This is a genomic window from Modestobacter sp. VKM Ac-2978 (genome assembly GCF_026968025.1).
Classification (GTDB): domain Bacteria; phylum Actinomycetota; class Actinomycetes; order Mycobacteriales; family Geodermatophilaceae; genus Modestobacter.
Map to the genome: position 1 here is coordinate 287,475 of NZ_JAPVBP010000004.1, position 24,978 is coordinate 312,452.

The window sequence follows — 24,978 nt, forward strand, 5'->3', positions numbered from 1 at the left end:
GGTCTCAGGCCGGCGGGAGGAGGAGCACCTGCCCGACCATGATCACGGTGCTGGTCAGCCCGTTGACGGCCACCAGCTCGGCCACCGTCGTCCCGTGGTCCAGCGCGATCTGCCCCAGCGTGTCCCCCGCGACGACCGTGTACGTCGCCTCCGTCACCGGCTCCGGGTCAGGGACCGGCGTCGGCGCCGGGGCCGGGGCCGGGGCCGGCGGGCCGGGCACGGCAAGCACCTGCCCGACCATGATCACGGTGCTGCTCAGCCCGTTGACCGCCACCAGCTCGGCCACCGTCGTCCCGTGGTCCAGCGCGATCTGCCCCAGCGTGTCCCCCGCGACGACCGTGTACGTCGCCCCCGTCACCGGCTCCGGGGCAGGTGACGGGGTTGGCTCCGGCATGGGGGTCGGCGCGCAGACGGTCGCCAGCGCCCCGGGGTCGGCCAGCCCGTCGACCACCTCGGCGCAGGTCCGGTGGTCCACCCGGGAGGCCACCCCGGTCCACCACGAGGTCTGGCCCAGGGCGCCGCTCCAGGACTGCGAGAGGTGCACGTGCCCGGTGTGCGGGTCGGCTCCGGTGTAGGGCAGCCAGCCGGCGGAGGCGCGGTCGGCCGACCACGTCCGGCCGTCCCAGATGACGTACATGACCCCGAGTCGCCGGGCCTGGTAGGCCGACTCCCCACCGGGGCCGTCCGCGGTCAGCCAGCCGAGGAAGCGGTCGGCGGCGGCGCGCTCCTCCGGGACGTCCGCCCGCACCAGCCAGTCCCAGGCGCGCCCCTCCTTGTGCTCGCTGGTGCCGCCGGCCGCGCAGTCACGGCTGATCCCCCCGTTGCTCCCGGCGGCGTACGCGGCGAGCACCAGGGCGGCCAGGTCCGCCGTGCCCGGTTTCGCCGCGGGGTCGCAGACCGTCTGCCCGACGTAGGGGGCGGGCTGCTCGACCACCGGCGGCGCAGCGACGGGCGCGGTCGGGTCGCCGGGTCCGGACGCCAGTGCCGTCGCAGGGACGAGCGCCCCACAGGCGCCGACCAGGACGAGCACGGCCGCGCAGCGCACGCCGGCGGGACGGCGCGTGGCCGGCCGGTGGCCGACCGGGTGCCGACGCACCCACCGGGACGAGGAGGGCACGACGACTCCGGGCAACGGGACTCCAAGGCAGGGGGACGGCGTCGGGCTCATCCCAGGGGCGGCCCGTCGGCTGCGTCCACGTCGCCGACCGCCTCGCTGCCTCGATCCGGCGCGGCGCACACGGTGCGCGACCGCGGGCGCGAGCTGGACCGCGTCCGATGTGGCCTGGCACACATCGAGGGTCAGTAGGCGCTGGACACGGCTACTGGGGGGCCGGGAGGACGGACCCTGCCGAAAGGCACCCCGGTGCGGGTCAGTCCTCGGGCCGGGGGGCGGCCAGGGCTGCGGCGATGGCAGCACCCGCCGCGACGGCACCGCTGACCCAGGCGGGGCGGCGGTAGGCCGTCCAGGCCAGCGCGGTGGGCACCATGCTGGCCGCGTGGAGCGCATCGGCGGCCACACCCGCCAGCACCAGACCCCGGCTCGGGTGGAGGAGGACGGCGGCCTGCTGGACGAGCACCCGGCCACCGAGCACCCGGACCACCCAGGCGCTCGGCTCGCGCCCCCCACCGCTGACCGCCCGGGCGACCTGCTCGGGACGCACCAGCAGCACGGCGCCCCCCACGGCCAGCGGGGCGGCGAGCGCCCGGGTCAGGGCCCGGCGCCGGCGGTGGGCGCTCACCGCCGGCCCCGCACGGGTGCGCTGCCGAGGCCGGCCGCCACGGTGGCCCGCCCGGTCCCTGCACGCGCGCACGTGACGACGAACTGCCCGCTCATGTCCCTCTCCTCACTCGCCTGTTGCACTGTCCAGACCGCTGCCGGTGGCAGCACGTGCCCATCAGGGCGTCCCGGCCATCGGCCCGCCGCCCGCGGCTAGGGCAGCCCGGGCAGCAACTTGTCCAGGGTCACCGGCAGGTCGCGCACCCGCACCCCGGTGGCGGAGTGGACGGCGTTGACCACCGCCGCCGCCGTGCCGACGATGCCGATCTCGCCGATCCCCTTGGACCCCATGGCGTTCACGTAGGGGTCGTGCTCGTCGATCCAGTGGGCCTCGATCTCACCGACGTCGGCGTTGACCGTGATGTGGTACTCGGCCAGGTCGTGGTTGGCCACCTGCCCGATCCGCGGGTCCCAGGCGCTGTTCTCGTGCAGCGCCATCGACAGCCCCATGGTCATCCCGCCGATGAGCTGGGACCGGGCGGTGCGGGGGTTGACCACCCGGCCGACGCCGAAGACGCCGAGCAGCCGCGGCACCCGGATCTCCCCGGTGTCGGCGTTGACCCGGGCCTCGACGAACTGGGCGCCGAACGCGTACGGAGAGTGGGTGTCGTCCTGCCCGGCCTGGTCGACGTCCCCGCTGGCCTCGTCGCCGTCCCGCGGGTCGGCGCCGAACTTGGTGCGGAACTCGCGGGCCGCGACGACCAGCGCGGAACCCCAGGTGTTGGTCCCCGAGGAGCCGCCGGCCACCGAGGCGACCGGGTAGCGGGTGTCGCCGATCCGCACGTCGACTTCGGCGACGTCCACGCCCAGGGCGTCGGCGGTGATCTGCGGCAGGATCGTCCAGGCCCCGGTGCCGAGGTCCGCGGCCCCGATCTCGGCGACGTACCGCCCGTCCTCGTACCGCACGTTCGCCGTCGAGGTGGCCTGCCGCATCGTCGGGTAGACCGAGGACGCGACACCGGCGCCCACCAGCCAGTCGCCGTCCCGGCGCGCCAGCGGCCCGGACCAGCCGAACCGCTCGGCGCCCTCGCGCAGGCACCGCACCAGGTTCCGGCTGGACCACGGCTTCCCGGTCTCCGGGTCGACCTCCGGCTCGTTGCGGACGCGCAGCTCGATCGGGTCGATGCCGAGCTCCTCGGCCAGCTCATCCATCGCGACCTCGGGGCCGAACATGCCCGGACACTCCCCCGGCGCCCGCATCCACGACGGGATCGGCACGTCCAGGGCGGCCAGCCGGTGGGTCGAGCGCCGGCTCGGCGAGGCGTACATCATCCGGGTGGGCACGCCGGTCTGCTCGGCGAACTCCTTGACCTTCGAGGTCTGCTCGACCACGTCGATGGCGATCGCGGACAGCCGCCCGCGGGAGTCGGCGGCCAGCTGCATCCGCTGGATGGTCGGCGTGCGGTACCCGGCCAGGAAGAACATCTGCTGGCGGGTGAGCGCGAGTTTCACCGGCCGGCCGGGCAGTGCCCGAGCGGCCAGCGCGGTGAGCATCACGTTCGCGTGCGGCAGCCCCTTGGAGCCGAACCCGCCGCCGACGTAGGGGCAGACGACGCGCACCTGTTCCTGGTCCAGCCCGAACACCTGGCACACCGCAGCCCGGTCGGGGTGCACGCCCTGGGTGGAGTCCCACAAGGTCAGGAACCCGTCGCCGGCCGACTCCCACAGCGCCGTCGTGGCGTGCGGTTCGAGCGGGTTGTTGTGGTACATCGCAGTCGAGTAGGTGCGCTCGAGCGTCACCTCGGCGGCGGCCATGGCAGCGGCGACGTCGCCCTCGGCGGTGTCGGTCTCGTGCCCGGCGTTCACCTGCTCCGGCGCGTAGAGGTCCGGCCGGTCGGCGGACAGCTCCGCGTCGTGCGGCTGCTCGTCGTAGCGGACCGCGATGCCGTCGGCCACCTCCCGGGCCAGCTCGGAGGTCTCGGCGACCACCACCCCGATCAGCTGGCCGCGGAAACCGACGTCCTGACCCTGCAGGACGGCGTACTCGGCGTCGGAGGCATCAGCCAGCCGTTCGGCGTTGAACGGGGTGAGCACGGCCAGCACGCCGTCCAGGGCCTCGGCCGCGGCGGTGTCCATCGCGGTGACCCGCCCCCGGGCGATCGTGGCCTGCACGGGGTGGGCGTACGCCGGGTGCTCGACCGGCGTCTCGTAGGCGTAGGTGGCGGTGCCGCGGACCTTGAGCTCGCCGTCCCGGCGCACCAGGTCCTGGCCGATGGCGCGCGGCTCCAGCAGGTCGGTCATGACTGCTCCTCCGGGAGGAGGCCCCGCACGGTGGCGAGCACGGTGCGGGCCACGAGCGGGATCTTGAAGCCGTTGCCGCTGTCGATCCCCGGCTGCGGCTGGGCGTCCGCCAGCTCGGCGGCGATGGCGGCCCGGACGGCGTCCTCGGTCAGCTGCTGCCCGCGGAGCACCTCCTCGGCCCGGGTGGCCCGCCACGGCTTGTGCGCGACGCCGCCCAGGGCCAACCGCAGCTCGCCGTCCGGGGGGACGACGGCGGCCACCGAGACCAGGGCGAAGGCGTAGGAGGCCCGGTCGCGGACCTTGCGGTAGGCCGACCGGGTGCCGGCCGGCAGCGCGGGCAGGTCGATGGCGGTGATCAGCTCACCGTGCTCGAGCACGGTGTCCCGGGACGGGTCGTCCCCGGGCAGCCGGTGCAGCTCGGTGAACGGGATCGTCCGTTCACCGTTCGGGCCGAGCACCTGCACCCGAGCGTCGAGCACGGCCAGCGCGACTGCCATGTCCGAGGGGTGGGTGGCGATGCAGGTCTCCGGCGCGGCCGGGTCCGGCAGCGCGGCCGGCGTCCCGAGGACAGCGTGATAACGGGTGTAGCCCCCGACCGCGCTGCAGCCGCTGCCCGGCTCGCGCTTGTTGCAGGGGGTGGTCACGTCCTGGAAGTACACGCAGCGGGTGCGCTGCAGCGGGTTGCCGCCGGTGGTCGCCATGTTGCGCAGCTGCCCGGTCGCCCCGGCGAGCAGCGCCTGGGCCAGCACCGGCCAGCGCTCCCGGACGCGCGGGTCCGCGGCGACCTGGCTGTTGGTCGAGGCCGCCCCCAGCCGCAGCCCGCCATCGGGGACGTCGGTCACCTCGCGGGAGGTGAGGGTGCGGACGTCGACCACCAGGTCGGGCCGGGCGACGCCGAGCCGGAGGTGGTCGACCAGGTTCGTCCCGCCGGCCAGGAAGACCGCGTTCGGCTCGGCGACGACGTCCCGCACAGCCTCGGCCACGTCGCCCGGCCGGGCGTAGGCGAACGGCTTCACCGGGCACCGCCGGCCTGCTGCACCGCGGGGGTGATGTTCACGTAGGCGGCGCAGCGGCAGAGGTTGCCGCTCATCCGCTCGGCCACCTCGTCGGAGGTCAACTCCGGCCGGCCGGTGAGGTCCTCGGTGACGTGGCTGGGCCAGCCGCGCTCGAACTCGTCGAGCACCCCGACCGCCGAGCAGACCTGCCCGGGGGTGCAGTAGCCGCACTGGAACGCGTCGAAGTCCAGGAACGCCTGCTGCACGGGATGCAGCTCTCCGGCCGGGGCCAGGCCGTCGGCCGTGGTGATCTCCGCCCCGTCGTGCGCCACCGCCAGCGCCAGGCAAGTCAGCGCGCGATCGCCGTCCAGCAGCACGGTGCAGGCGCCGCACTGGCCGTGGTCGCAGCCCTTCTTCGGGCTGGTGTTCCCCAGCCGCTCGCGCAGCGCGTCCAGCAGGGAGGTGCGGGTGTCGACGGTGAGGCGGTGGGCCTCGCCGTCGACCCGCAGGGTGATCTCGGCGTCCATGGGGCCGCTGGTGCCCGGCCGTCCCGGCCCGGCAAACCCACCGGCCCGCGCGCCGGGTGGAGTGGGCGGCCAGGTGAACGGTGCACCGACGGCGCGTGGCGGCCTTGATCGACAACGCCGTCCTGCAGTACGAAGACGACATCGACCACCAGCCAGCGGGAGGGGTCACCGACCCCGCACCCCGTGTCCCCGCGTCCCGGATCGCAGCTCTGCCGAAGTACCCCGTCCCCACGCCGCGGCCACCCGTCGGCGGGCGGGCAGGTACGGGGGTGCGGGCCCGGGCGCGCGCCTGGACCGGCAAGCTGCTGGCGCGCCGCATCCAGAAGCGCGGCATCGACCTCTCCAGCCTGACGTTCATCCCCGAACGGACGAAGGTGCCGTTGCAGCGGGACGGCATCGACCCCGTCCCCCGGCTGGCACAGCTGCGGGAGCACGACCCGGTGCACCGGCTGAAGCTGCCGTTCGCCTTCTCGGTGTACCTGGTCACCGGCGCGGAGCACGTCAAGGCGGTGCTGGCCGACCGGGACAGCTGGAGCAACGACATCCGGCACCTGCTGCCGGGCCCCGGCCCGAGCAGCGCCGACGAGGTCGGCGGCCTGGGCTTCACCGACCCGCCGCTGCACACCCGGCTGCGCAAGATCATCACGCCGGAGTTCACGATGCGCCGGCTGGCCCGGCTCGAGCCGATGATCGAGACGATCGTGGCGCAGCGGCTCGACGCGCTGGCCGCCGCAGGCCCTCCGGCCGACCTGGCGAAGCTGGTCTCCTTCCCGGTGCCGTTCCAGACCATCTGCGCGCTGCTGGGCCTGGAGCTGGAGGACCGGGACGCGTTCGCCCGACTCGGCGTGCAACGCTTCGACGCGACCGCCGGCGCCGCCGCGGCCTTCGGTGCGGTCTCGGCGCAGCGAGAGTTCCTCTTCGACGCCGTCGCCCGGCAGCGCGCGGAGCCCGGCCCCGGGTTGATCGGCCAGATCATCCGGGACGAGGGCGACCAGATCTCCGACGTCGACCTCGCCGGCCTGGCCGACGGCGTCTTCACCGGCGGCTACGAGACCACCGCCGGGATGATCTCGCTGAGCACCATGGTGCTGCTGCGCGACCCGGCGCACGCCGCCCTGGTGCGCGACGGCTCGCGCGCGGACGTCGACCGGGTGGTCGAAGAGCTGCTGCGGCACCTGTCGGTCGTGCAGATGGCCTTCCCCCGGTTCGCCAAGCACGACCTGGACCTGTTCGGCGTGCCCCTGCAGGCCGGGGACGTCGTGCTGGCCTCGCTCAGCGGCGCGAACCGCGACCCCCGGTCCGCCGGGGACCAGCCGGAGGTCTTCGACCCCCTGCGGCGACCGACCTCCGGCCACCTGGCCTTCGGCCACGGCATCCACCGGTGCATCGGCGCGGAGCTGGCCCGGATGGAGCTGCGGGTCGTGCTGCCCGCGTTGTTCCGCCGCTTCCCCGACCTGGCGCTGGCCGTCCCGCAGCGGGAGCTGTCCTTCCGCGAGCTGTCCTTCGTCTACGGCCTGGACGAGTTGCCCGTCCGCTTCTGAGAGACGGCCACCAGGCGGCTGTGAGCTGCACCGCGGGTGGCCACCGGGCGGCATACCGCCGTCCTCGTCGGGTAGTGCCCAACGGAACGCCGGCGACATCCGTGGGAGAGTCGGCCCTTCTCGAGGACTGGACCCCGCCCATGAGTGGAAACGCCACGCACCGCTTCAGCAACACCAGCATCCTGACGGTGCAGACGGCCGATGCCTCCCGCGTCGTCACCTCCGACGCCATCGACGAGCGGCTCGCCGACACCTACAAGCGGGTCGGGCTGCGCCCCGGCCTGCTCGAACGGTTGGCCGGCATCCGCGAGCGCCGGTGGTGGGAGGACGGCGTGACGTTCGTCGACGGCGCGGCCATGGCCGGCGCCAAGGCGATCAGCGAGAGCGGCGTCGACCCGGCCGGCATCGGCCTGATGGTCAACACCTCGGTCAGCCGCCGGTACCTGGAGCCCTCGACGGCCGTCGCCGTCCACCACGCGCTCGGGCTGCCCCGCTCGGCGCAGAACTTCGACGTGACCAACGCCTGCCTCGGCTTCGTCAACGGCATGGAGCTCGCCGCGGCGATGATCGACTCCGGGATGATCGAGCACGCCGTGATCGTCAACGGCGAGGACGCCCAGACGGTCCAGGACCGCACCATCGACCGGCTGAACCAGCCCGACACCACCGCTCGCGACGTGATCGCCCAGTTCGCGACGCTGACCCTGGGCTCGGGAGCCGTCGCCATGGTGCTCGGCCGATCCGACCAGCACCCCGAGGGCCACCGGCTGGTCGGCTCGGTCAGCCGGGCCGGCACCGAGCACCACGAGCTGTGCATCGGCGACAACAACGAGATGCGCACCGACCTCAAGGGCCTGCTGGAGGCCGGCCTGGACCTGTCGATGGACATGTGGGAGGAGGCCGCCGCGGACTTCGACTGGCAGCGCGGCATGGACCGCTACGTGATCCACCAGGTCTCCAAGGTGCACACCGCCGCCATGTGCGAGCGGTTCGGCATCGACGAGTCCCGGGTGCCCAAGACCTTCCCCACCCGCGGCAACCTGGGCCCGGCCTCGGTGCCCTTCACGCTGGCCCACGCCCAGCACGAGCTGGTCGACGGCGACCGGGTGCTGCTGATGGGCATCGGCTCGGGCCTCAACGCCTCCTGCCTCGAGATCGCCTGGTGACGGCGCCGACCGACCTCCCGGCCGGGCTCCCCGGGCTCGACCCGTCCTGGTCCCGCCGGGTCACCGTGGCCGACGCCACCGGCACCAAGCACGAGTGGCACCTGCTGGACAACGGCGTTCCCGACCCGGTGGGCACGTTGCTCTGCGTGCACGGCAACCCCACCTGGTCCTACCTCTGGCGCCGGCTCCTCGCCGCCGCCCCGCCCGGGTGGCGGGTGATCGCCCCCGACCAGCTGGGCATGGGCTTCTCGGCGCGGCTCCCCGGGCCCCGGCCACTGGAGCAGCGGGTCGCCGACCTCGGTGACCTGACGGCCGCGCTGGGCGTCACCGGCCCGGTGATCACCGTCGGGCACGACTGGGGCGGGGTCCTCTCGCTGGGCTGGGCGCTGGCGCACCGCGACCAGCTGCGCGGCCTAGTCCTGGGCAACACCGCCGTCTCGATGCCCGAGGGAGACCTCGGCCCGGCGCTGATCCGGATGGCGCACGCCCCGGGGGTCCGGTCGGCGGTCACCGTCGGCACCCCGGTGTTCGTCCGGGCGACGACGGCGCTGTCCCGCCCCCCGCTGCCGGCCGACGTCCGCAACGCCTTCGCCGCGCCCTACCGGACGGCGGCCCGCCGGCGGTCGGTCGGGGACTTCGTGGCCGACATCCCCTTCTCCCCCGGCCACCCCTCCCGGGCCGCGCAGGAGGCGATCGCCGAGGGCATCCGCTCCCTCGACGTGCCGGCGCTGCTGCTGTGGGGCCCGCGCGACCCGGTCTTCGGCGAGCGCTACCTGGCCGACCTGCGCGAGCGGCTCCCCCAGGCCCAGCTGCACCGCTACGAGGGCGCCTCGCACCTGCTCCCCGAGGACGCGCCGCAGTACGCCGATGCGGTCGCCCAGTGGGTCACCGACCTGTCCACCGGCCGGTACACCGCCGACACCGCCGACCGCCCGCGCAGCGCGCATCCCCAGCCACGGGGCCTCGGGACGGCGCTGGCCGACCGGGCCGCCGACGACTCCCCCGCCGTGGTCGAGGTCGGTGGCACCACGGTCAGCTGGGCGCAGCTGCACCGCCGGGTCGAGCACCTGGCCGCCGGGCTGGCCGACGCCGGCATCCGCCCGGGGCAGCGGGTCGGCCTGCTGGTCGAGCCCTCCGCCGACCTCACGGCCGCGGTCTACGCCGTCTGGCGGGCCGGCGCGGCCATCGTGGTCGCCGACAAGGGCCTGGGCCTGCGCGGCATGCGCCGCGCGCTGCGCAGCGCCCGGGTCGACGCGGTGATCGGCGGTGCCCCCGGGCTCGCAGCCGCGCGGGCCATGCGCCTGTCGGGCACCCGGATCGCCGCCACCCCGCTGCCGGCAGCCGCGGCGCGCGCCCTCGGGGTGGCCCACACGCTCGAGGAGCTGGAGCGTGCGGGCAGCACCGCGCCGCTGCCCCCCGAGGCCGGTCTGGACACCGACTGCGCCGTCCTGTTCACCTCCGGCGCCACCGGCCCGGCCAAGGGCGTCGTCTACACCCGACGCCAGGCGCTGGCCCAGCTGGACCTGGTCGGTGCCACCTACGGGTTGTCCCCCGACGACCGCCTGGTCGCCGGCTTCGCGCCGTTCGCCCTGTTCGGCCCGGCGCTCGGCATCGGCTCCGCGGTGCCCGACGTCGACGTGACCGCGCCGGGCTCGCTGACCGCGGCCGCCCTGGCCGACGCCACGGCGGCGATCGACGGCACGGTCGTGTTCGCCTCGCCGGCCGCGCTGCGCCGGGTCGTCGCCACCGCCGGCGAGCTGACCGAGCCCCAGCGGAGCGCGCTGAGCCGGGTACGCCTGCTCATGTCCGCCGGGGCGCCGGTGCCGCTGCCATTGCTGCGGGAACTGCGCCAGGTGCTGCCCGCGGCAGCTGCGCACACCCCGTACGGGATGACCGAGGTGCTGCCGGTCACCGACGTCTCCGCGACCGAGATCGAGGCCGCCGGCCCCGGGGACGGCGTGTGCGTCGGCCGGCCGCTGCCCGGGGTCGAGGTCCGGGTCAGCCCACTGTCCCCGACCGGCTCGGCCGACGGTGACCTCACCAACGGCCCCGGGACGACCGGGGAGGTCGCCGTGCGGGCCGCGCACGTCAAGGACCGCTACGACGCCCTGTGGGCCACCGAGCGCGCGTCGTCCCGCGACCCGGGCTGGCACCGGACCGGCGACGTCGGGCACCTGGACGCCGAGGGCCGGCTGTGGATCGAGGGCCGGCTGCCGCACGTGGTGACCACCGCCGCCGGGATCGTCACCCCGGTCGGCGTCGAGCAGCGGGTCCAGCTGCTGGACGACGTCAGCGCCGCCGCGGTCGTCGGCGTGGGGCCGGTCGGCGCCCAGGTCCTGGTGGTCGTCGTCGTCCCCGCCGACGGTTCACGCCGTCGCGCCGGGTTCGAGCTCGCTGGTCCTGCGCTGGCCGACGCCGTCCGCGGGGCCGCCGGCACCGAGGTCGCCGCCGTCCTGGTCACCGGCCGGCTGCCGGTCGACATCCGGCACCAGTCGAAGGTCGACCGGCGGGAGGTGGCTCGGCGCGCGACCCGCACGCTCGCCGGAGCGCGGGCACACAGCCGATGAGGGTGCTGGTCACCGGGGCCAGCGGCATGCTCGGCCGGGCCACGGTGCAGGGCCTGCTCGACCGGGGCGACGAGGTGACCGTGCTGCAGCGCCGCCCGGCCGGGCTGCCCTGCCGGGAGGTGCGCGGGGACGTCGCCGACCCGGCGGTGGTGGCCCGCGCGGTGACTGGGCAGGACGCCGTGGTGCACCTGGCCGCCAAGGTCGACGTCACCGGACGGTGGGCGGAGTACGCCCGGGCCAACATCGACGGCACCCGCGCGGTGGTTGCCGGCTGCCGCCGCGCCGGGGTGGGCCGGCTGGTGCACGTCTCCTCGCCGTCGGTCGCGCACGGCGGCTCGGCGCTGGTCGGGGTCGGCGCGCAGCCGGCCGACCCGGCGCGCACCCGCGGGCACTACTCCCGTTCCAAGGCCGTCGCCGAGCAGGAGGCACTGGCCGCGGACGACGCCGCACTCGCCGTGCTGGTGGTCCGCCCGCACCTGGTCTGGGGGCCCGGGGACACCCAGCTGGTCGCGCGGATCGTCGAGCGGGCCCGAACGGGGCGGTTGCCCCTGATCGGCTCCGGGGCTGCGCTGATCGACACCACCTACGTGGACAACGCCGCCGACGCGCTGCTCGCCGCGGTGGACGCCTGCGGGCCGGTGCACGGGGAGGCGCTGGTGGTCTCCAACGGCGAGCCCCGTCCGGTCGCCGAGGTCATCGACCGGTTGTGCCGCGCCGCCGGCGTGCCCGGGCCGCGCCGCCGGGTGCCGTTCGGGGCGGCCTGGGCCGCCGGGGGCCTCGTCGAGGGAGTCTGGGCGGTGACCCAGCGCCGGGACACTCCCCCGCTGACCCGGTTCCTGGCCGAGCAGCTGGCGACCGCGCACTGGTTCGACCAGCGCCGCACCCGCGAGGCGCTGCGCTGGACCCCGCAGGTGTCGCTGGACGAGGGCTTCGCCCGGCTGGCCCAGGCGTACGCCGCGGCCTGAGACCGGGAGGAGCACGGGGTGGCGGACGACGGAGCAGCGGACGACGCGGACTTCGCGCGGTTCGTCGCCGACCGGCGTCCGGGCATGCTGCGCACCGCACTGCTGCTGACCGGCGACCGGGCCACCGCCGAGGAGCTGGTGCAGCGGGCGCTCACCCGCACCCGGCGCTCCTGGCCGACGGCCGACCCGCTTGCCACCGCCCGCCGGGCGATGGTGGCCGGCGCCGGCCGCCGAGGGCTGCGCGGTGAACAGGTCATCGAGGAGCTGCCCGATCCGCTCGCCCCGGCGGTGGACGACGAGCTGTCCCGCGCGCTGCGCGCCCTCTCCCCGCGCGTCCGGGCCGCCACGGTGCTGCGCCACGCCGACCAGCTGGACGCGGCCGCTCTCGCCGCCGTGCTCGGCCGCCCGGTGGCGGAGGCAGAGGCGGCTGCTGCGGCGGGCGCCGGACGGCTGCGACCGGCGGCGCGGCCGGACCCCTACCGGCGCGCACAGCCCGCGACGGACGACGAGCGGCTGCGCGACGGGCTGGCCCGGCTGGCCGGGACCCCGGTCCGGTGGCGGCTGGACGCTGCCCAGGCCGTCGCCGACGTCGGGCACCGCCGGACGGGGCTGCGGCGGCGGGTGCTCGCCGCAGCGGCGGTCGCCGCCCTGGTCCTCACCGGTGCGGTCCTGACGCTGACCCGGCCGGCGCCGGAGCCCCTCGCGGCGGCGCCCCCGGCCGCCCCCGCCGTCGACGCCGGGCCGTCGGTCCGCGCCGCCCCCGTGCTCACCGGTCCGGCCCGCGGCTCCCTCGCCGACGACCCCGCGTTCCTCGCCGCCGTCCAGCAGGCCGACTGGGGTGGGCTGGTGGCGCCGCCGGCTGCCGACCGGACCGTGGTCTTCGCCGGGGACACCCCCTCCGGGCGTGCGGCGCTGGTCGTCGGCACGGTCGACGAGGACTTCCGCGGCACCTGGCTGGTCGGGCCGGCCGGGGCCCCGGCGGAGACGCTCGTGCCGCACCTGCCACCGGGGCTGGCCCGCAGTCGGCCGGTCACCCTGCTGCTGGGCGGACCGGGCCCGGCGTCGCTGGTGGTGGTCGCCGGACGGGGCGACACGATCGAGGTCTCCGACCGGCTGATGGTCGGCCCCCGCGGCACCGTCGCCCGCAGCTACACGGCGGTGGACGCAACCGACGGCGTGGCCGTCGTCCCGGCCACCACGACCGAGGACGGCCCGGCGCTGAGCGTCCGGGTCACCCGGGAGGGGCGGCCGGTGCACCGGTCGGCCGTCGACTGGCCCGGTGACCGGCCGGGCCGCACCACCCCGCTCCCCGTGCTCGACGCGGTGCGCCCGGTCCTCCAGGAGCCCGACGAGCGGGTGGTCGCCGCCGCGCTGGTCGGGCTGGCGGTGCCGCTGGGGGTCGAGCCCGCCGGGCTGCACCCGGAGCTGCTGTGGTCGGGCACCCTGCCGCTGAGCCGGGGCCCGGGCACCGTCGCCGTCGTCGTCGGCCGCAGCCCCGGCGGTGCGCTGGTGGTCACCACCTGGGCCGGGGGCGGCGGGGGGGCCATCGCCTGCGGCACCGTCACGCCGGCCGGCAACACCCCGGTGGCGTCCCTGACGGTGGCCCGGACGTGCACGGTCGACCTGCCGGGGCTCGGGCAGTCCGGGGACGGCAGCTGGCTGGTCGTCACCGCACCACCGGACGCGACCGCCATCGAGGTGCTCGGCGCCACCGGCCGGACGCTGGCCCGGCTGCCGCTGGCCGGGGGCGGCACGGTCGTCCCCCTCCCCGCGGGCACCCGGGACGTGCGGACCCTGGACGCCGCAGGCCAGCCGCTGAGGCAGGTCCCGGTGGCGCCGATGGCCGGTGAGCCGTTCGGCGACTTCGGGTCCGGGCCGCAGGGCTGAGCGGCTCACGCCGGCACCGACGGCGGTGTGCGCTCGACCTTCCCGCTCCGTAACGCGTCGCGACGGCGACGGAAACACCGCGTACATAACTTCGCTCGGCAGTGGGCCGCCGTCCCGCCGCACCGCCGCCGTCGAAGGAGCACCCTGCGCATGAGCACCCCCGCACCTCGTCAGCTCGTCGTCGTCGGCGGCGGGATGGTCGCCCACCGGCTGGTCGAGGCGCTCGTCGACCGGGGCGGGGTCGCCGACGGCGGCTGGCAGGTGACCGTGCTGGCCGAGGAGCCGCGCGCCCCCTACGACCGGGTGGCCCTCACCTCCTACTTCTCCGGCCGGGACCCGCAGGACCTGGCGCTCGGCGACCCGGCCCTCTGGGACACCCCCGGTGTGCAGCTGCGCCGCGGTGAGCAGGTGACCGAGGTCGACCGCGCGGCCCGCGTGGTGCGGACGGCGGGCGGCCGGGAGCACGGCTACGACGCGCTGGTGCTGGCCACCGGGTCCGCGCCGTTCGTCCCCCCGGTCGAGGGCAAGGACCTCCCCGGCTGCTTCGTCTACCGCACGATCGACGACGTCGCCGCGCTCCGGCAGTACGTGACCGAGGTCGACACCCGGCGGCAGGAGGACGGCAGCCCCCGCCCGGTCACCGGCGCCGTCGTCGGCGGTGGGCTGCTCGGGCTGGAGGCCGCCGGCGCGCTGACCGCCCTGGGCGTGCAGACCCACGTCGTCGAGTTCGCCCCCCGGCTGATGCCGCTGCAGGTCGACGAGGGCGGCGGCGAGGCGCTGCAGCGGCTGGTCGGCGCGCTCGGCGTGCACGTGCACGCCGGCACCGCGACGGCCAAGCTCACCGCCGGCCGCGACGGCCGGGTCGCCCGGATGCACGCCGCCGAGGGCTCCGCGGCGGGGCTGACCCACCTGGACGTCGACGTCGTCGTGTTCGCCGCGGGCGTCCGTCCGCGCGACGAGCTGGCCCGGGCGTGCGAGCTCCCGGTGGGCCCGCGCGGTGGCGTGGTGGTCGACCCGACCTGCCGCACCGAGGACCCGGCCGTGTGGGCGATCGGTGAGGTGGCCTGCCTGGACGGGCGCACCTGGGGCCTGGTCGCCCCCGGCTACACGATGGCCGAGATCGTCGCCGACCAGCTGCTGGGCGGCGCCGCCGAGTTCCCCGGCGCGGACCTGTCGACCAAACTGAAGCTGCTCGGGGTGGACGTCGCCAGCTTCGGCGACGCGTTCGGCACCTCCCCCGGTGCGCTGTCGGTGGTCTACGGCGACCCGGTGGCCGGGGTCTACAAGAAGCTGGTGCTCTCCGACGACGCGCGCACGCTGCTCGGCGGCATCCTGGTCGGCGACGCCGGCGCCTACGCCGGGCTGCGGCCGCTGGTCGGCCGCGAGCTGGGCGGCGACCCGGCCGCCTGGCTGCTGCCCGAGGGCGCCGAGGGCGGGCCGGCCTCGGCCGAGCTGCCCGACGACGCCGCGGTCTGCTCGTGCAACAACGTCACCGCCGGGTCCATCCGGGACGCCGTCCGCTGCGACGGCTGCACCGACCTGGGCGCGGTGAAGGCCTGCACCAAGGCCGGCACGAGCTGCGGTTCCTGCCTGCCGCTGGTGAAGAAGCTGGTGACCACCGAGCTGGCCGCCGCCGGGGTGACGGTCAGCTCGGCGCTGTGCGAGCACTTCGACGTCAGCCGGGCGCAGCTGTTCGACGTCGTCCGGGTCACCGGGATCACCAGCTTCAGCGAGCTGGTCGACCGGCACGGTCGCGGCCGGGGCTGTGACATCTGCAAGCCGGTCGTCGCCTCCATCCTGGCCAGCCTCGGCTCCGGGCACGTGCTCGACGGCGAGCGGGCCACGCTGCAGGACACCAACGACCACGTGATGGCCAACATCCAGAAGGACGGCACCTACTCGGTGGTGCCGCGCATCCCCGGCGGGGAGGTGACGCCGGAGGGGCTGATCGCGATCGGCGAGGTGGCCCGCGACTTCGGGCTCTACACCAAGATCACCGGTGGTCAGCGGATCGACCTGTTCGGCGCTCGGATGGAGCTGCTGCCAGCGATCTGGGAGCGGCTGGTGGCCGCCGGCTTCGAGTCCGGGCACGCGTACGGCAAGTCGCTGCGCACGGTGAAGTCCTGCGTGGGCTCGACCTGGTGCCGATACGGCGTGCAGGACTCGGTCGCCCTGGCCATCGCGCTGGAGCTGCGCTACCGCGGGCTCCGCTCACCGCACAAGATCAAGCTCGGGGTGTCCGGCTGCGCGCGGGAGTGCGCCGAGGCCCGCGGCAAGGACGTCGGGGTCATCGCCACCGACAACGGGTGGAACCTCTACGTCGGCGGCAACGGCGGCTTCACCCCGCGGCACGCGAAGCTGCTGGCCGAGGACCTGGACACCGAGACGCTGGTGCGCACCATCGACCGCTTCCTCGTCTACTACGTGCGCACCGCCGACCGGCTGCAGCGCACCGCGCCGTGGCTGGAGGAGATCGAGGGCGGGCTGGACCACGTGCGCGCCGTCGTCCTGGACGACAGCCTGGGCATCGCCGCCGACCTGGACGCGGCGATGGCCGACCACGTCGAGGGCTACACCGACGAGTGGCGCGCCACCCTGGAGGACCCGGAGAAGCTGCGCCGGTTCGCCTCCTTCGTCAACGCCCCCGACTCCCCCGACCCGTCGCTGTCCTACGTCGTGGAGCGGGGTCAGCCCCGGCCGAGCACCGCGGCGGAACGGACGGCCGGCGAGGCCACCGGCGCCGTGCTGGTGGCCGGCCCCCGACTGGAGGTGTTCTCCCGATGACCGCGACCCTGCCGCCGGACACCGCCGTGCCGGCCCCGACCGGCTGGACGGCGGTCTGCCGGTACGACCAGCTGCAACCCGAGCGCGGGGTGGCCGCGCTGGTCGATGGCCAGCAGATCGCGGTGTTCCGGCTCTTCGACGGATCGCTGCACGCCGTCGGGCACCGCGACCCGGTGAGCGGTGCGTACGTGATCGCCCGGGGCCTCGTCGGCACCCGCGGCGACGCGCCGACGGTCGCCTCCCCGATGTACAAGCAGGTGTTCGACCTGCGCACCGGGGTCTGCCTGGACGCCCCCGAGGACCTGGCGCTGCGGCTGCCGGTCCACCCGGTGCGGCTGCGCGACGACTGGGTGGAGATCGGCTCGGGCGGCTGAGCAGCGCCCTGCCCGGGACCGATGAGTTGAGCGCTGCTCGGCGGTCCTGTCTCCGGTAGAGCAGGCGACCGGGACGGAGAACACCATGCGCAGAGTCGTGGCCCAGATGGCGGTGTCGCTCGACGGGTACTTCGAGGGCCCGGACGGCGACATCGGCTGGCACCACGTCGACGAGGAGCTGCACGACCACTTCAACCGGCAGCTCGCGACGATGAGCGCCTTCCTCTTCGGCCGGGTGACCTACCAGCTGATGGAGGAGTACTGGCCGGCGGCTGACCAGGACCCCGACAGCTCGCCCACCGAGGCGGAGTTCGCCGGCATCTGGCGGGAGATGCCCAAGGTGGTCTACTCGAGCAGCCTCGCCGCCCCGGGTGAGAACGCCACCCTGGTGCGCAAGGTCGTGCCCGACGAGGTGCGGGCGCTCCAGGCGCAGCCCGGGGGCGACATGGTGCTGGGCGGGGCGCGGCTGGGCGCGGCCTTCCGGCGGCACGACCTCATCGACGAGTACCGGCTCTACGTGAACCCGGTCCTGCTGGGGGCCGGGCGCCTGCTCTTCGGTCCCGGCGAGAAGCCCATGGACCTGCGCCTGGTCGAGACCCGCACCTTCGGCAACGGCGTCGTCCTGTTGCGGCACGAACGGGCCCGCTGACCGCGGGCAGCGCGGGGTCGATCGCGCCGTAGGCTCCCCCGGTGCCGGAGCCGGTCCCCTCACCCCGGACGCCGCGGGGCGGGGTGCCCGCCGCCCGGCAGGCCCTGGCGCTGCTCCAGGCGCTGGCCCGCTCCCCCGGCGCCGTCCCGGCCGCTGCGCTCGCCCGCGACCTGGGCCTGCCGCGGTCGACGACCTACCACCTGCTCGCCGAACTGGTCGACGCCGGCTTCGTCGTCCACCTGCCCGAGGAACGCCGGTACGGGCTCGGGGTGAGCGCCTTCGAGATCGGCAGCGCCTACTCCCGGCAGGAGCCGCTGGCCCGGCTGGCCCGCCCGGTGCTGGCCCGGCTGGTCGACGCGGTCGGCCACTCCGCGCACCTGGCGGTGCTGCACGGCCGGGAGGTGCTCTACGTCGTCGAGCAGCGGGCGCCGGGTCGGCCGCCGCTGGTGACCGACGTCGGCGTCCGGCTGCCGGCCCAGCTGACCGCCAGTGGCCGGGCGCTGCTGTCCGGTCTGCCGCCGGCCCAGGTGCGGGCGCTGTTCCCCGACGCGACCGCGTTCGTCGACCGGCACGACCTGGGTCCCCGCCGGCTCTCGGAGCTGCGCCGGCTGCTGGGCGAGGTGCGCCGCGCCGGGTACGCCGACGAGGACGGCGAGGTCACCCCGGGCTTCGCCTCGGTCGCCGCGGCGGTGCACGACCACGCCGGCCGGCCGGCGGCGGCGGTGGCGGTCACCTTCCCCACCGAGGACGTCGACGCCGCGGGGCGGACGGAGCTGGCGCAGCGGGTGGCCCGGGCGGCCGTCGAGCTCACCCGCCGGATCAACGGCCGGCGCCCCGACTGAAACGTCTGGGATCCCGGACAGCACTCGGCTGGCGAGCCTGGATCGCCGACCGCGGGCCAGGTCGGATGGACCCATGAGCACAGCGGTGGACACCCAGCAGGTCGTCGTCGGCAGCGGACCGGTCACCCCGGAGGACGTCGTCCGGGTGGCCCGGGACGGCTGCGGTGTGCGGCTGTCGGAGGAGGCGCTGGCCGGGATCGCCGCCACCCGGGCGGTCGTCGAGCGGCTGGCCGACGACGACCGCCCGCACTACGGCGTCTCCACCGGGTTCGGCGCGCTGGCCACCCGGCACATCCCGGTCGACCAGCGGGCCCAGCTGCAGCGCAGCCTGATCCGCTCGCACGCCGCCGGCTCCGGCCCGGAGGTGGAGCGCGAGGTGGTGCGGGCGCTGATGCTGCTGCGGTTGTCGACGCTGGCGACCGGGCGCACCGGCGTCCGGCCCGAGACCGCCCGCGGCTACGCGGCGATGCTGGACGCCGGGATCACCCCGACCGTGCACGAGTACGGCTCGCTGGGCTGCTCCGGCGACCTGGCGCCGCTGTCGTCGATCGCGCTGGCGCTGATGGGCGAGGGCACCGTCCGGGACGCCGCCGGGGAGCTGCGCCCCGCCGCGGAGGCGCTGGCCGCCGCGGGGCTGACCCCGGTGCAGCTGGCGGAGAAGGAGGGCCTGGCGCTGGTCAACGGCACCGACGGGATGCTCGGCATGCTGCTGCTCGCGCTGGCCGACCTGCGCCGGCTGCTGAGCACCGCCGACGTCTCCGCGGCGATGAGCGTGGAGGCGCTGCTGGGCAGCGACGCGGTGTTCGCCGCCGACCTGCAGGGGCTGCGCCCGCACCCCGGCCAGGCCGACTCGGCGGCCAACCTGCGGGCGCTGCTGGCCGGCAGTGGCGTGATGGCCAGCCACCGCGGGCCGGAGTGCACCCGGGTGCAGGACGCCTACTCGCTGCGCTGTGCGCCCCAGGTGCACGGCGCAGCGCGGGACACCGCTGCGCACGCCGCCACGGTGGCCGAGCGGGAGCTCGCCGCGGCCATCGACAACCCGGTGGTGACGGTCGACGGGCGGGTGGAGTCCAACGGCAACTTCCACGGCGCCCCGGTCGGCTACGTGCTCGACTTCCTGGCGATCGCGGTCGCCGACGTGGCCAGCATGAGCGAGCGGCGCACCGACCGGATGCTGGACGCCGCCCGGAGCAACGGGCTCCCGCCGTTCCTGGCCGCCGACGCCGGGGTCGACTCCGGCCACATGATCGCCCAGTACACCGCCGCCGGGATCGTCAGCGAGCTGAAGCGGCTCGCGGTGCCGGCCAGCGTCGACTCGATCCCCTCCTCGGCGATGCAGGAGGACCACGTCTCGATGGGCTGGGCCGCGGCGCGCAAGCTGCGCCGGGCGCTCGACGGACTGACCCGGGTGCTGGCCATCGAGGTGCTCACCGCCGCCCGGGCGCTGGACCTGCGGGCCCCGCTGCAGCCGGCAACGGCCACCGGCGCGGTCCGGGACGCCGTCCGAGCCGCCGGCGTGCCCGGCCCCGGCCCCGACCGGCACCTGGCCCCGGAGATCGAGGTCGCCGTCCAGCTCGTCGCCGACGGCGCCGTGCTCACCGCCACGGGGCTGCCCCTGCACTGAGCCGGCACCCCATCGGTGAGGTGAGAAGGGCCTCGTGATGACTTGGTGCCTTGGTGCCGCGCCCGGCAAGTACGCCCTTAGGGCGGCCTATGGGACACAGCGCGTCGCCATCCTGCGTCCGCGCGGCGTAAGCCACGGTCTACCGGGGTGGACGGCCGCCACCATCCTTCTTGAACCGTGGCAGCTCCTGAGCTGCCACCGACAGGCGGTCTTTAGATTGCTTTCCTGGGTACATATCCCCACCCGAAGCGAGGTCCTTCGCAGCTTACCAAGATTTCCGCGTTGCTCCAGCGACCGATTTAAGACAGTTTCGGTGTTGTTTCAGCGACCGATGTAGGACGAAGTATTCGCCCCTAGAACGTCAGCTGGTCCTGTGAAGGTGACGTGCTGACCCACTTCTAGATTGCGAAGCACTCTCGTCGATGCCGCTAGGTTCGCGTGCACGTCTCGTACGGGCTCGCAACGAAGTTGGTGCGCTAACGCCATCGGCGCTAAGTCGTACCACAACAAGACAACTTGGAGAGCGATCAACGCTGACGTAGTGCCCAGGACTACCCCCCACTCTGAAGTCCCGAAGACGGAGGCGATAACCGCACCCACCGCCAAGGGAACGCCCCCGACACAGACCACCATCCTGTACAGGCGACGCAGGCGCATCGACAGAACCAGGCCAACTGAGATTGATGTTGGAATAGTCGCCGCGCCAGCCGTCGCGACAAGAAGTGCAATGGGACTTAATAGGAGAGCCCCAGGAACTAGAGATGCAAGGGTGCCCAAGGACCATGGGCCGAAAGCATTCGACGCCACGCTGAGGGCCAACAACACCAGCATGACGAGTGCGGCTTGAACGAAAGCCTCGCGGTCCACCATCTTGAACCGTCTCTCAAAGTAGCTTTGGGGAGGTCCGATGGCTAGCGCGCCCAGCGCGACGCTGAAGCCGAAGACTCCTGCCTGCGTTATCAATAACAGGCAGGCGACGAATACTCCGCTATCGCGGAGGCTCGGCCCGTATCGCCTAGCCAGGCTCGGAACCAGGGGTGCCGCGACAAGGGCGAGCAGTGCTGCCCCGTAGAGGTGGTCTTCAAAGAAGTGTCTCCGGGCACTGCCCGTGAGAAACACGAATAGGACCGCCAAGAGTCCCCATGCCAGTATGTGCCGACCGACCCTGACTGGAGTTTCAGGGACTAGACCGAAACGGACGCTTGGCACGAACCGTAGGACGGCGAGAACCGCAGGGATAGCGACGGCCACACTCACAGCAGGGAGCAGCAGATAAGCCGTCGCTTGGGCGTCGATAGCCTGGAAAGCACCATACTGCAGGTTGAAGATTGCGTAAGCCACACCGTCGATGAGCATAATGCAGATCAGGCACGCTGCCGCCAGTCGTGCCGGCGCCCGTAACCAGAGGAGTGAGCGCCATCCGACTTGGGCTCCGAGGTGGAAGTTCTGGCGGGCCAGCAAGGCGAGACCGATTCCGAGCGCCAACCACACACATACGACGCTCGGCATCCACGTCCCTGCGCCACCAGAAGCAACAACGGAGATACCAATGAGGACCACTGTTACAGATGATTCCTCCAGGGATCTCAGTCGCAGAAGATTGAAGGGGCCAAACATGCAAACACATAGCCCCAGAGCGAATAAGCATGCACCTATGCCGGACAGTCCCGACAAATAAAGTTCAAAGCGCGTCCGCCCGCGCCCGATATCAACGTAGAGTGCCAGACTGGCAGCCACCATGCCAAGAACTTGGACCGCTGCCGCAGACCGCGCTGTGACATCAGCATGAGCATCCATAAGGCGGCATGCCACACAGATAACGGCGCTCAGCACCGCGCCAACGAGCAGGGCGCACATAGCGATGTACTTAGCGGCATTCTGCACAGGTGTGGGTGGCGCGAACCCAGGCATCAATTGCGCAGCCGTGAAAGCGGGATCCAACGGGAGACCCAGAATGCTAGAGTCGTAGACCTCCATCGCCAGATCAACTCCAACCATTGCGGAGAAGATCAAAGGAGACACTGCCACGAAGGCCGGCCTACGCGCGGCCATGAATGCCACTGCTCCTGCAAGGGCCGCCCAAAAGCTTGTGTCGACGACTAGCAACCATAGCCACGTAACGCAACCAGCGACCGCCAAGCGGCCCTGGTGCCTGATGAGCGTGCGCCCCAACTCCGCAGAGCCGCCCAGGCGACACAGGGCGCCGAAGATCACGGCTCCAAATAGGATTGCTGGGGTGGCTTCGGGGCCCCATATCAGAAAGCTGCCAGTCGCATAGGACGCGGCTAGAGCGAGGGAAACACCCACACCGGGCCGTCGGCCGGTTATGGCATACGTTCCGTGACACAGCAAGAAGAGGAGGACTGGGGTGCCGACTACGAGCGAAAGGGCTTGGACGACATAACCACTCATCCCGTCCGCTGAGCCTGACAGAATTGCCAGTAATACTGGCAACGCCAAGAGGGCAAGTATCGATGAGAAGAACGGCCAGCGGTTCCTGATGAGTCGGGCAACCAGGCCCACCATATCCCGAAAGCGGGAGCATATTATGGGTGCCGCAAACATGTGAGTCGGCTCCACCGCGCGCTCGCGCATTGCCGTCACTGCCTTAACCATGGCCACCGAGCGATTCGAGGCATCCGAGTCGACCGACGACTCCATAATCGTCTTTAGTGCCAGCCCGTGCTCCGGGCCGCCGGGTTCGTCGGGCGCGTGACGAAGCTCCAGGGATGAAGCCCTTAGTGCGTCCGTCGCTGAGTCAAGCGAGGACTGATCGGCGCATCCGCCAGCGTTGATGACGATGGCGGTCCGCTCCCTGGAGCCCATGAGCCACCGATCGATGCTCGCAAGACTTTCGCAAGCTAAGTGCCCTTCGGAGCGAATGATGGCCACGCCGTCGAATGCCAGAGGGGTAGATCTGCTTCGAGGAAGTTGGTGGATGGCGAGCCAAGATTTCTCGATTTCGGTGGCGGCTGTGCCACCGCCCCAGGCGCAAATCACGATAGTAGGTATTCCTAAGCGATTGGTCACCGTGGAGGCGCAATCAACAGCATACTGCCCATTCGCGGAGGCTAGCCACAGAATAGATGGTCGCTCAGACAGAGCAGCCGTCAGTGACGTTATGTCATGAGCGGAGCCACCGGTGACTAGACCGCCTGTTTCCCATAATCTAGTGTGGGTGTTTACCTCAGACGCCCCTCGGATGGCGGTGAGCCTCCTTGGTGGAAGGATGGCGATAGCGAGGAAAACTGCGACCAAGACCGAGGTAAGGGCAATCAGGCTGCTTCGGGTATCACCCGAGGGAAAGACTTCTTCCGCGTATAACGCCACCGCCAAGACGGCCATGGAGACCACGGACAGGGAACCACAAACTGCGATTCTCAAGATCGACAGGAACGTGTACCGTCGCACCTGCCACCTCCCCCGCGTGTCGCGGACGATAGCGCCCCCGGTCGTCTGTGCGACCACGGGTCGGCGTCTCTGTGCCAGGCTTTCAGGGCCGTCAACTCCGGGCATGCCGGAGTGGAGCCTGCGTCCGGCTGGCGAACCCTCCTCACGCCCATAGTGGGCCGCTCAGGGACAGCGACGCCGGGCTCGCGCCGACGACGGCCTGGGATCCACCAGGTGCTCCTCCGCCTACCCGGTTCGCCCGTTGTGCTTGGAAGTGCCTACTTCCAGGGCGACTCGCCTCTACGAACCCGGCCAGCGGCGTAGTGCCCTTGCAGCAGTACGGACCCGGCCAGCAGCACGGCCATGACGCCCGAGAATGACGAACCTCGCCCAAACGTGAAGCCGGCCAGGCCCAGGAACAGGACGAACGAGGGGATGTCCCAGCGCCAACGGAACCAGAAGATCGGCATGAAGGGCTGCCTGGCGTACGTCGGCCTGGGGCCCTGCTGGTCACGCTGATCCATGCGGCCGAAGGTAGTGCCGGCCGGACCGTACCGGCCCCTCCCGCTGCCGAAGATCATCCCGCCGGGCGACGGCCGGGAGGTAGTTGGACGCCTGTCCCATAGTGGGCCAGTCCCGGCCGACGGCTCCGCCGGATTGTCCCCCTGTTCGACGAGCTCGGCCGCCAAGCCCCACCCGAGTACGCCACAATCCACCTGATGGAAGCCATGGACACGAACGACATCCCCGATGACGCGACCCCTGGAGCCGACCGCCTCGACGTATGACGCCGTAGAGCCTCACCACTTGAGCTGACCCAACGAACGGGACTCATCGGCGGGAGGTCAGCGCCGTCTCGATTCACCAGGTGTGGAGGGGAGTCATCCTGTGATCCTTCCAGCGCGCATGGCGCCGAAGGCGTCCAAGTTCTTGGCCCGCTCTTGGCTGATCAGCTGCCATACCAACTCACAGACCCATTGAGCTCCTCCGGTGCGCCCGAGAAGTGCATCCGCGTCGTAGTCACCGTCGCTGAGGCCAGCCGCTCCAGCCAGGAGCGACACCGCCGCATTCCGCTCCGAGGCCGGCGCCGTCGCCAATGGACGGATCAGTCGGCGTTCGGTGGTTCGACCCCAGCTGTCGCGCGGCCGACCAGTCTCATACCTGCGTCGTCGACGTAGTGGGGTCACGCTCCGGCTCCACGCACCAGTTCTCACCAAGTCCTCGACCACTACAAGCTGCCCCGAGGACCCAGTGACGATCCACGCGTCCAGGGTCAGCGATCGCTCGGTCAGGGCCCGGGCAGCGTCGTCCAGCGGCGCCCAGCCGACCGGATCCGCGTCTACATGGATCGCGTCACTGTCGTTGTGGAGCCTTCCCAACCGGACGAGATCGACGATCCGGGCTGCGCGACTGGCGTAGTCGAGCAGGAAGTGATCGACGAGGCGTCCCCGCTCATCCACACATGCGCCCGCCAGCCCCGCGGTGACCGTGTCCAGGACGTCCATGAGGTGATCTTGGCAGCCTGTAGCGGTTGGCGACTGGCTGGATGCCTGTCCCGCCGTGACCGGTCAGGGAGCGCGGCGCTCCGGGCGACGCGCTAGGAGTCTCGTGCGGGGACGTGACGCCGCCGGGTCGGGTTGACCGCCGGC

18 protein-coding genes are annotated in these 24,978 nt (G+C 73.2%); 10 read left to right on the forward strand and 8 right to left on the reverse strand.

Going from position 1 to position 24,978, the window contains the following annotated elements; translation table 11 throughout:
* Positions 1 to 4 precede the first annotated feature (4 nt).
* The 5 genes from O2W53_RS12405 to O2W53_RS12425 form a co-directional block, all read right to left on the reverse strand.
* A complete protein-coding gene (locus O2W53_RS12405) occupies positions 5 to 1,117 on the reverse strand; it encodes a LysM peptidoglycan-binding domain-containing protein (RefSeq protein ID WP_269163344.1) in 1,113 nt (370 codons plus the stop codon).
* 253 nt (positions 1,118 to 1,370) lie between these two features.
* Entirely contained in the window at positions 1,371 to 1,739 is a 369-nt protein-coding gene (locus tag O2W53_RS12410; RefSeq protein ID WP_269163345.1) for a hypothetical protein, read from the reverse strand.
* Positions 1,740 to 1,930: 191 nt separating this feature from the next.
* The gene (locus tag O2W53_RS12415; protein ID WP_269163346.1) at positions 1,931 to 4,018 is read right to left on the reverse strand and encodes a xanthine dehydrogenase family protein molybdopterin-binding subunit; all 2,088 of its coding nucleotides are present in this window, start codon (positions 4,016 to 4,018) and stop codon (positions 1,931 to 1,933) included.
* On the reverse strand, positions 4,015 to 5,034 hold the full coding sequence (locus O2W53_RS12420; protein ID WP_269163347.1) for an FAD binding domain-containing protein: 1,020 nt from the start codon (positions 5,032 to 5,034) through the stop codon (positions 4,015 to 4,017). The genes O2W53_RS12415 and O2W53_RS12420 overlap by 4 nt, the downstream gene beginning before the upstream one ends.
* Positions 5,031 to 5,540, reverse strand: coding sequence for a 2Fe-2S iron-sulfur cluster-binding protein (locus O2W53_RS12425; protein ID WP_269163348.1), 510 nt, complete (start codon positions 5,538 to 5,540; stop codon positions 5,031 to 5,033). The genes O2W53_RS12420 and O2W53_RS12425 overlap by 4 nt, the downstream gene beginning before the upstream one ends.
* 95 nt (positions 5,541 to 5,635) lie before the next feature.
* Between O2W53_RS12425 and O2W53_RS12430 the strand changes: the two genes are divergently transcribed.
* The 10 genes from O2W53_RS12430 (at position 5,636) to hutH (ending at position 19,939) form a co-directional block, all read left to right on the forward strand.
* Positions 5,636 to 7,081, forward strand: coding sequence for a cytochrome P450 (locus O2W53_RS12430; RefSeq protein WP_269163349.1), 1,446 nt, complete (start codon positions 5,636 to 5,638; stop codon positions 7,079 to 7,081).
* A gap of 140 nt (positions 7,082 to 7,221) precedes the next feature.
* Entirely contained in the window at positions 7,222 to 8,247 is a 1,026-nt protein-coding gene (locus tag O2W53_RS12435) for a 3-oxoacyl-ACP synthase III (protein ID WP_269163350.1), read from the forward strand.
* Entirely contained in the window at positions 8,244 to 10,814 is a 2,571-nt protein-coding gene (locus O2W53_RS12440; protein ID WP_269163351.1) for an alpha/beta fold hydrolase, read from the forward strand. Before O2W53_RS12435 ends, O2W53_RS12440 begins: the two co-directional genes overlap by 4 nt.
* Entirely contained in the window at positions 10,811 to 11,779 is a 969-nt protein-coding gene (locus tag O2W53_RS12445; RefSeq protein ID WP_269163352.1) for an NAD-dependent epimerase/dehydratase family protein, read from the forward strand. The genes O2W53_RS12440 and O2W53_RS12445 overlap by 4 nt, the downstream gene beginning before the upstream one ends.
* Positions 11,780 to 11,797: 18 nt before the next feature.
* Positions 11,798 to 13,666, forward strand: a complete 1,869-nt coding sequence (locus O2W53_RS12450) for a hypothetical protein (protein WP_269163353.1) — start codon at positions 11,798 to 11,800, stop codon at positions 13,664 to 13,666.
* A gap of 150 nt (positions 13,667 to 13,816) precedes the next feature.
* Positions 13,817 to 16,450 carry a nitrite reductase large subunit NirB gene (gene nirB / locus O2W53_RS12455; RefSeq protein WP_269163354.1) on the forward strand — a complete coding sequence of 878 codons (2,634 nt, stop codon included), beginning with the start codon at positions 13,817 to 13,819 and terminating at the stop codon, positions 16,448 to 16,450.
* On the forward strand, positions 16,447 to 16,824 hold the full coding sequence (gene nirD, locus O2W53_RS12460; protein ID WP_269163355.1) for a nitrite reductase small subunit NirD: 378 nt from the start codon (positions 16,447 to 16,449) through the stop codon (positions 16,822 to 16,824). The genes nirB and nirD overlap by 4 nt, the downstream gene beginning before the upstream one ends.
* 85 nt (positions 16,825 to 16,909) lie before the next feature.
* Entirely contained in the window at positions 16,910 to 17,473 is a 564-nt protein-coding gene (locus tag O2W53_RS12465) for a dihydrofolate reductase family protein (protein WP_269163356.1), read from the forward strand.
* A 41-nt stretch (positions 17,474 to 17,514) separates the two neighbouring features.
* Complete coding sequence (locus tag O2W53_RS12470; protein ID WP_269163357.1) at positions 17,515 to 18,315, forward strand: IclR family transcriptional regulator; 801 nt, start codon at positions 17,515 to 17,517, stop codon at positions 18,313 to 18,315.
* Positions 18,316 to 18,388: 73 nt separating this feature from the next.
* Entirely contained in the window at positions 18,389 to 19,939 is a 1,551-nt protein-coding gene (hutH, locus tag O2W53_RS12475; RefSeq protein ID WP_269163358.1) for a histidine ammonia-lyase, read from the forward strand.
* Positions 19,940 to 20,260: 321 nt separating this feature from the next.
* Here the strand turns inward: hutH and O2W53_RS12480 are convergent, their stop codons facing one another.
* The 3 genes from O2W53_RS12480 to O2W53_RS12490 form a co-directional block, all read right to left on the reverse strand.
* A complete protein-coding gene (locus O2W53_RS12480; protein WP_269163359.1) occupies positions 20,261 to 22,765 on the reverse strand; it encodes a hypothetical protein in 2,505 nt (834 codons plus the stop codon).
* 842 nt (positions 22,766 to 23,607) lie between these two features.
* Positions 23,608 to 23,853, reverse strand: coding sequence for a hypothetical protein (locus tag O2W53_RS12485; protein WP_269163360.1), 246 nt, complete (start codon positions 23,851 to 23,853; stop codon positions 23,608 to 23,610).
* Positions 23,854 to 24,210: 357 nt separating this feature from the next.
* On the reverse strand, positions 24,211 to 24,834 hold the full coding sequence (locus O2W53_RS12490) for a hypothetical protein (RefSeq protein WP_269163361.1): 624 nt from the start codon (positions 24,832 to 24,834) through the stop codon (positions 24,211 to 24,213).
* Between the last annotated feature and the right edge of the window lie 144 nt (positions 24,835 to 24,978).